General features: G+C 50.7%; 4 protein-coding genes. 3 read left to right on the top strand and 1 reads right to left on the bottom strand.

The genetic code is table 11. The features are described from left to right. Window positions 1-42: 42 nt before the first annotated feature. Window positions 43-2,364, bottom strand: coding sequence for an nSTAND1 domain-containing NTPase (locus C7B82_RS16525; protein ID WP_106257391.1), 2,322 nt, complete (start codon window positions 2,362-2,364; stop codon window positions 43-45). Window positions 2,365-2,648: 284 nt separating this feature from the next. On the opposite strand from C7B82_RS16525, the gene C7B82_RS16520 reads away from it, so the two are divergent. From C7B82_RS16520 to C7B82_RS16510, 3 genes are read left to right on the top strand one after another with little or no spacing between them, the layout of a single operon-like run. Further along, on the top strand, window positions 2,649-4,373 hold the full coding sequence (locus C7B82_RS16520) for an AAA-like domain-containing protein (protein WP_106257390.1): 1,725 nt from the start codon (window positions 2,649-2,651) through the stop codon (window positions 4,371-4,373). 33 nt (window positions 4,374-4,406) lie between these two features. Then, window positions 4,407-4,766: a four helix bundle protein gene (locus C7B82_RS16515; RefSeq protein ID WP_106257389.1), complete on the top strand. Its 360-nt coding sequence runs from the start codon at window positions 4,407-4,409 to the stop codon at window positions 4,764-4,766. After that, entirely contained in the window at window positions 4,763-8,341 is a 3,579-nt protein-coding gene (locus tag C7B82_RS16510) for an AAA-like domain-containing protein (protein ID WP_106257388.1), read from the top strand. The genes C7B82_RS16515 and C7B82_RS16510 overlap by 4 nt, the downstream gene beginning before the upstream one ends. Window positions 8,342-8,657 lie beyond the last annotated feature (316 nt).

The following is an 8,657-nucleotide window of genomic DNA, read 5'->3' as shown; positions in this document are numbered from 1 at the left end:
GCTGCACCTCCAAATCGTTGAAATCGATACCTCCATCTAACTTTACATACCGGAGCTTTTCAAGCCTGATCTACTTAGTTCTATGATTGCTGTTGGTATTTCCCGCAACGCCCTTACGATAGAGGCAGCTGGATTATTCAATTGGTGTGCCAGCCCAGCTGAAAGTGTTCCTGTAGCATCTAGCCTCGCTTTTAGAGCCTCTTGTGATTCTAAAAGGAGAATCCGTTTCTTCTTCTCAGCGTCTTCACTCTGTGTATAAAACTCAAGAGTTTTATTATCTAGATTTGCTTTAAGGCTTTGCCAATTTCTCTGTATTTCTGCCAGTAGCCCGCCCATCAGCAGATTGCGGCCTTTTTCCTCTGCTGTAAGGTCTGCATTCTGCTGATCTTTCTCCCAATCCAATTGTGCCGCTTCTAGTCGCTGGCTCAACCGCCGCAGTTCCCGGCTTTCCTGGCACCAGCTATCCATCCGTTGCCAACCTTTAATCAACGCTTCATGCGCCAGGTCTATGGTCTCTCGCTCTGAAACTAACAGTCGCCCCTTAATCAAACTTTCTAGCACCAGTTCAATCTGCTGCTGGGTTTCTGGTGCCTCACCCGCCAGTGCCACCAGGGTCGATCGCAGTTGGCGTTGTCGCGTATCTTTTTCGCCCTCCCCCGATCGCACTAGCCGCAACATGATTGCCCGTATCCAATCCTGTTCAGGTTGCAATCGGCTCTGCTTGGCAGATAGATTAATCTCACCTGTGTGTGGGTCAATGTAGTCGCTGTAGGTGTAAATCTGCTCCGCATGGGAGTCGAGGGCACCCGCCAGTTTACCAATGGTGATGTATGCTTCTGCGGTCAGCTCGTGAGCTTGACTGTCGCGATACGCCCACAGTTTCGTCAGCGCAAACTGCAACAGCGGCAAAAATCCCGGTTCATCGCGAGTGTCCTTCAGAATCTCGCCCAGCAGACCTAGAGTTGCTCGGTAACCCTTTTGCTCAGCAGGTTTGGCAATCGCATCTGTCAAATCCGGTCCCGTGAGAGGCGACAGGTAAACAGCCTGAGTCTGAATTAACTGCTTCAAAGCCTCGTAATGCAGGCAAGACTCCACAAAGTCTGCCCGTATCGTAATCACTATTGCTAGACGAGACCTGGGAACCTCTGCAACCTGGGTCAGAAGAGTAATAAATCGGTGGCTTTGTTTTGGCAGAGAGACTGTGAATACTTCCTCAAACTGATCTACTACGAGCAGAAATCTCTGCTGCTCTGGCAAAGCCTCAATCAACGGCAGCAAGCCCTTGCTCTCTTCATCATTGATGCAGGTATCTAATAACCGCTGATTCTCTAACCCTTGAAAAACTGACTCCAAGGCTCTCTCTAAACTCTGCAACGGCTTCAGACCCGGTTTAATCGGCTCCAGCACAGCCCAGTTCGTTCCACTCTGTTTCAATGCTGGAATCAACCCTGCCCGCACTAAAGACGACTTACCACTGCCCGAAGCCCCAATCACCGGCACAAATGCGCTCTGCTCCAGCTTTTGCCACAGCGCCTCCACATCCACCTGTCGACCAAAGAAAAAACGTGCCGTTGCTTCTGTAAATGCCTCCAACCCTTGATACGGACAGGTCTCATCCGGCTCTACCGCAGACGAGATCGCATAGCTTACCACAGGAATCGCCCCGCCCATGCCCAGGAAAATTGGTTCCTGCCCACTGCCTTTGAGTGCGCGATCAATAAAATCAAGCGCATTGAGAGCCGTCACCACGCCCTGCTTGGCATTCTCCTGCAACAAGCTCTCCAGCAGTGCTCCCGTGAAAACGCTGTGGTTCTCCCGCTTCAGGGCGTAAGCCTCCTGAAAGCTCCGACACGCCGAAATCAGAAAGTAATTGCTTTTAGAAAACGCTTGCAAGCTCTGCTTGACCAGGTCATCCTCAATCAAAAACCCGCTGTGACAGCAGTCCAATAGCAGCAACAAACTACTCAAACTTGCTTTTTGCACCAGCCCATTCAGCTTATTAAAGGAAAAGCCATCCTCCTGCGAGATAATCTGCTTCCCTTTGAACTTAACCTTTGAACTCGAAGTCGCCAGGTAGCCCCGCTGATCAAACTCGCTCTCCTCTACCGTGAAGCCATGCCCCGTAAAATAAAGCAGCACATCTTGATTCGCCGCCTGCTTCAAGAATTTAGTCAGTGCTTCGTCCAACGTATCGGAGTCTACCCATCCCGGTTTTGCCTTGGTTCCATTGAGTAAAATGACTTCCTGAAAGTCGCCATGCTTTTTCAGCACTTCGGCAACAGCCTGGGCATCACTTGCAGGCTTAGACAACTCATTCAGATTGGCATACTTGCCAATACCAATGACCAGGGCATATCGCTTCATGCTTCGGGTTGTGTGGGCGATCGCTGAAGAACTTGACCATTACCATAGCCCAAAAACTTCTAGAAGTAGAAATTAACGTTGGCTTCTGAAGATAGTCATTCAGCAGATTCATTTAGATGATGCAAGCGCCTGTAAGTCTTGCAAAACGAATGTCGTTTTGAGAGGAGAATCAACAGGAAACAGATCGTGTAATTTGGCATGAGAGGCACTAAAGCGTCTAAGCTTTGAGAAATACTCTTCCGAGTAAAATAATCGCCCAAGGTATCTCTGGTCTGGGACTATTCATGAGCAGCGGTTCGACACGTAAGAAAAAAGCAACTTCTCCCGCTCAAGCCATTGTGTTGGATGAGCCAGAGGGGCAGGTGCCACTAGAATCAACGTTGTATGTCGAGCGTCCACCGATCGAAGCGCGGTGCTATGAGGCGATCGTAAAGCCAGGGGCACTGATTCGCATTAAAGCACCTCGGCAGATGGGGAAGTCTTCGTTGATGCTGCGGATCTTGCACCATGCCAGCGAGCAAGGCTATCAAGTGGCATCCCTCAACTTTCAACTACTCGATCGCGACTCCCTCAGCAGTCTTGACCAGTTTCTGCAATGGTTCTGCACCAGCTTGACTGGGGAATTGAACCTGGACGATCGCTTGGCAGACTATTGGAAGGGAGCCGTTGGCAGCAAAAACAAATGCACGAATTACTTCCAGCGCTACCTGATGCCGGAACTGAAACGTCCGGTGCTGCTGTGCCTGGATGAGGTGGATGAGGTCTTCCAGTATCCCACCATCGCCACAGACTTTTTTGGGATGCTGCGGGCATGGCACGAGGATGCCAAGATTAAGCCGATATGGAAGAACCTGCGGCTGGTGATTGTGCATTCCAAAGAGGTGTATATCCCCCTCAACATTAACCAGTCGCCGTTTAATGTGGGGGTGCCGATCGAGCTACCGCAGTTGACCCAACCCCAGGTACTGGATCTGATCCAGCGGCATGGCTTGACCTGGGCAGACGCTGAGGCGTTGCAATTTATGGATATGGTGGGTGGGCATCCCTATCTAGTGCGGGCAGGACTGTATGCGATCGTCCGAGGTGAAATGGCGTTGGCACGCCTATTGCAGATTGCTCCCACAGAAGGCGGGTTATATGGCGAACATTTGCGGCGGCATTTGCTGAACCTGGAGGGGGATGAGAAACTGCTGGCGGCAATTAAGCAGGTCGTAGCGGTCGATCATCCCGTTTCGATCAACACCAGTGATGCGTTTAAGCTCACAAGTATGGGGTTGGTGCTATTTCAGGGAAGTGAGGTGGTGCCGACCTGCGATTTGTATCGCCGTTACTTTCGAGAGCGTTTGATCGAGACAGATGCCGCCTTCTTGAACATGGAGCTTAGCGGGGGAGACGCCACAACAACCATTGCGACTGAACCAATTCCCAAGCAAACTAGCCCAACCGTTCAAGCAGCGCCAGAAATCTATCTCTCCTACGCCTGGGGTGGTGAGAGCGAAGAACTGGTGAATCGGCTGGATGCTGCGTTTCAAGCCAAAGGGGTCACCATTATTCGCGACAAGCGCGACTTGGGCTACAAAGGTTTGATCAAGGAGTTTATGGAGCAAATTGGTCGGGGTAAGTGCGTCGTGACCGTGATCAGCGATAAGTACCTCAAGTCGCCCAACTGTATGTTTGAGCTGGTGCAGATTGCTCAAAACGGCAGGTTCTATGACCGCATCTTCCCGATCGTGCTGGCGGATGCTCAAATCTATCGACCGATCGAGCGCATTAAGTACATCAAGCATTGGGAGGAGCAGATTAAAGAACTGGATGAAGCGATGCGGGGCGTGAGTGCTGCCAATTTACAGGGCTTTCGAGAGGAAATTGATCAATACACTCAGATTCGCAATACCATTGCTGAACTCACAGGCATCTTGAAGAACATGAACACGCTCACGTCAGAGATGCACAGTCAATCTGAATTCGAGAGTCTGCTCGGTGCGATCGAGCAGAAGTTGGGGGAGTAAGGGTAGGGGGTAGATGGTAGATGGCATCAAGGCATGGGGATTGAGTGTTTTGAGCAGTTAGATGTTTGGCAGGAGTCACATCAGTTGGTGCTACTGGTTTATCGCGATACGGGCGCATTGCCAATGGACGAAAAGCTTGGATTAGTGTCTCAAATGCGTCGGTCTGCTGTGTCCGTGCCAGCAAACATTGCTGAAGGGTTCAAGCGTCGTGGTACTGCGGATAAAATACGCTTCTACAATATTGCTCAAGCCTCTTTAGAAGAACTCCGTTATTACTTCATCCTGTGCCGAGATTTGGAGTATGGCATTGCTTACGACAGCTCAGTAGAAAAAGCTGAGCGCGTTGGGAAAATGCTCAATGCCTTGATCAAATCGATTGAGCGATCGCTATGACTGATCAATCTTCCTCCCCTCCTCCCTACCATCTACCACCTACCACCTACGATTACCAGGTTGGTGGTAGTCTCCCAGTTGATGCACCCACCTATGTACGACGAAAAGCGGATGATGACCTTTACAATGCCTTGAAAGCAGGCGAGTTCTGTTATGTGCTGAACTCGCGGCAGATGGGTAAGTCCAGCTTGAAAGTACAGACGATGCAGCGCTTGCAGGCAGAAGGGGTGGCGTGTGCCGCGATCGATCTGACCCGCATTGGTACCTCGGATATGACTCCGGAGCAGTGGTACAGCAGCGTCATCGACAGCATTGTCAGCAGTCTGGAACTATACGAGACGTTTGATCTGTATACGTGGTGGGAAGAACATCAACTGTTGTCGTTTGTGCGACGGTTTGACAAGTTTCTGGAGGAGGTGTTGCTGGCAACGATTCCCCAGCCGATCGTTATTTTTATTGATGAGATTGATAGTGTCCTCAGTCTGCCGTTTAAGCTGGATGACTTTTTTGCGCTGCTGCGGGAGTGCTACAATCGTCGGGCTGAAAACTCAGCGTATAGTCGGCTGACGTTTACCCTCCTAGGCGTGACCACGCCATCAGATTTGATGCAGGATAAGCAGCGGACCCCGTTTAATGTGGGTCGCTCGATCGAACTGATGGGCTTTCAACTGCATGAATCACAATCGCTAGCGCAGGGTTTGGCAGCAAAGGTAGATGATCCGCAGGCGTTAATGCAGGCGGTGTTGAACTGGACGGGTGGACAGCCATTTTTGACCCAAAAGGTTTGCAAACTGGTATTGAGTGCAGCGGATCGAGCACCCATTGGACAAGAGGCGGCATGGGTTGAGGCGTTGGTACATGCTAGGGTAATTGAAAATTGGGAAGCGCAGGATACTCCGGAGCATTTGAAGACAATTCGCGATCGCCTTCTCCTCAGTGGTGAACAACGCACTGGACGGTTGCTAGGGCTATATCAGCAGATTGTGCAACAAGCAGAAGTGACCGCAGATGACAGCACAGAGCAGATGGAAATGCGGCTGACGGGCTTGGTAGTGAAGCGGGACGGCAAACTACGAGTTTACAATCGCATTTATGAGCAGGTATTTAATCACCCCTGGGTGGAACAAGCGCTATCTACCTTGCGTCCCTACGGTGGGGCGATCTCCGTTTGGCTGAAGTCAGGAGGACAGGATGAATCGCGGCTGTTGCGAGGGCAAGCATTGCAAGATGCTGAAGCTTGGGCTAACGGTAAGAATTTAGCTTCACAGGACTATCGATTCCTAGCAGCAAGTAGAGCGTTTGATAGTCGAGAAAGAGAAAGAGAAAAGAAAGCAGAATATGTGCAGAAAGAGCTAGAAATAGAAAAGAAAGCGAGGGGGGCTGCAGAAGAGGCGAAAAATATTTTAGCTAAGGCAAACCTTAAAGCAAACAGAAGGCTTCGGACTGTCGCTGTAGTTTTTGGGAGCGCGCTCGTCCTCTCAGTACTGACTGGTTGGACAGCCTACCAATATTCAAAAAAAGCGACAGCTCAGAAGCTTCAGGCAGAAATCAATGACATTAAAGCCAATACGGCGCTCTCGAATGCTAGTTTCGCCTCTCGTCAACGCTTTGAAGCGTTACTCATCAGCATCCGTACGTCTCGACAAGTGCAGCAGATGCCCCAACTGGATGTTGAGACACGCCTGCAGTCTCAAGCAGCACTCCAACAAGCTGTTTACAATACCAACCGCGAACGCAATCGCCTTCAAGGTCATACAGCCAGGGTAATGGCAGTCAGCGTGAGCCGTGAAGGTCTGATTGCCTCTGCCAGTGCGGATAACACCATCAAACTTTGGCGACTGGATGGCAGCTTAGTCAACACGCTCAAGGGGCACAAAGACACCGTTCTGAGCGTAAGCTTCAGCCCCGATGGAAAAACGATCGCCTCCACAGGGCTTGATCAAACCATCAAACTGTGGCGTTTGGATGGCACCGTGTTGCAAAGCTGGCAAGGGAGCGATCGCAGAATCCAAAGCATTCGATTCAGCCCCAATGGCAAAACCTTGGCTTCGGCAGGCGATGATCGTCTCGTGAAGCTTTGGAATCGTGAAGGCAAGCTGTTAGCGACGCTGTCAGGGCATCAAAATGCTGTGTTAGCGCTCAGTTTTAGCCCTGATGGACAAACCCTTGCCTCGGCAGGCGATGATACCAGCATTCGTCTATGGAACCGCGACGGTCAGTTGCTGAACATACTTAACGGTCACACAGATTCAGTTTGGACCCTCAGCTTTAGCCCCAATGGTCAACTCCTTGTCTCCGGTAGCGCAGACAAAACTGTTCGACTTTGGGATCGCAACGGTCAGGCGTTGCAAATATTAGGGGGGCTGGATGGACACCGCAAGCCTGTAAAAGCAGTCTATTTCAGCCCCGATGGCAAAACGTTGATCTCAGCGGGCGACGACTCCCTGCTGAAGCTTTGGCTTGTGGCACCGCTCACGTTGAAAGCGACGCTGTTGACCACGCTGGCAGGTCATAGTAACACGATCGCCGACCTGGGGTTCAGCCCTGATGGTCAAACCATTGTTTCTGCCAGTTGGGATAAAACCATCCGGCTCTGGAGCACGCAAGGAGTGTTGCAAAACGTGCTGAAAGGTCACACGGATCCGGTTTGGGCGGTCAAATTTAGCCCCGATGGCAACACGATCGCCTCCGCCAGCGAAGATCACACCGTCAAGCTTTGGGCACCCGATGGCACCCTCAAACGCACGTTAACAGGGCATACCAAAAGTGTGTTGGATATCAGCTTCAGCCCCGATGGTAAGACGTTGGCCTCGGCTGGTGAAGACGGCACCGTTCGGCTGTGGAATCTGGATGGCAAGGAACTGCGGCAGTTTAAGAACGCAACAATTTTCCTCACGGTTAGTTTTAGTCCAAATGGTAAAACGCTAGCTACCGGGAATGCACTGGATGGCAACATCCAGCTTTGGTCTCTAGATGGCAAGCCACCCCAAACGCTCCAAGGTCATCGAAAGCGGGTCTGGGGTATCGCGTTTAGCCCTGATGGCAAAACCATTGCGTCTGGTAGTTCTGATGGCACGATTAAACTGTGGAGCCAGGATGGACGGGCGCTTCGCTCCTTTGACGCGCAGCAATCGGAGGTACTCGGCATCAGTTTTAGCCCGGATGGGCAGACGTTCATTTCTGGGGGTGAAGATGGCACAGTCAAACGTTGGCAATTAGATGGCACTCTCATCAAAACGTTTGCAGGACACCAACAAGCTGTTTGGCGGGTCAGGTATAGCCCAGACGGCACTAAAATTGCTTCCTCCAGTGAAGACAGAACAATTCGGCTTTGGAGTCTGGATGGTACGTTGCTTAAAACTCTTATAGGACATACCGATCTGGTTCGCGATGTGAGTTTCAGCTCAGATGGCAAAACCCTCGCGTCTGCTAGTGCCGATACGACAGTAAGACTCTGGAATACTGAAACATTGACTTTCAATGAACTCTTAGCGCGTGGCTGCAGCTGGGTACAGGATTATTTAAGAACTAATCCTGAGGTTAATCAGAGCGATCGTCACCTCTGTTCAAAGTAGCGATGCGAAATCTAAGTGCTCATAACCATCAAAGGTGCGAGCCTCTTACTGATGTGAATCTTCCCGTACAAGTTCCTCAAGCTAAAATCTTTATCAAAAGATACCGCCGAACACAAAGCTCAATATCAACGCTGGATCGATGATCTCGGCGCTGGCAAAACACCGTCTGACATCTTTACCAAAGCGGTGCTTGAACAATTACGCTCCCATCAGCGAGGGGCAATTGTACTTCAGTCGTTATACCGTTTTAATATGAAGCTGCGCCAAATAGGGCTTCGAGAATGAAATTGTAGGCGGTCAACGACGCAATCGTTTC

It is taken from the genome of Stenomitos frigidus ULC18, assembly GCF_003003795.1.
GTDB lineage: Bacteria > Cyanobacteriota > Cyanobacteriia > Leptolyngbyales > Leptolyngbyaceae > Stenomitos > Stenomitos frigidus_A.
This window is presented reverse-complemented; position numbering and strand designations above follow the sequence as displayed.

Excerpts from the sequence above, each read along its gene's own strand:
- C7B82_RS16525 (WP_106257391.1), bottom strand. The coding sequence starts at position 2,364 with ATGAAGCGATATGCCCTGGTCATTGGTATTGGCAAGTATGCCAATCTG.
- C7B82_RS16520 (WP_106257390.1), top strand. The coding sequence starts at position 2,649 with ATGAGCAGCGGTTCGACACGTAAGAAAAAAGCAACTTCTCCCGCTCAA.
- C7B82_RS16515 (WP_106257389.1), top strand. The coding sequence starts at position 4,407 with ATGGGGATTGAGTGTTTTGAGCAGTTAGATGTTTGGCAGGAGTCACAT.
- C7B82_RS16510 (WP_106257388.1), top strand. The coding sequence starts at position 4,763 with ATGACTGATCAATCTTCCTCCCCTCCTCCCTACCATCTACCACCTACC.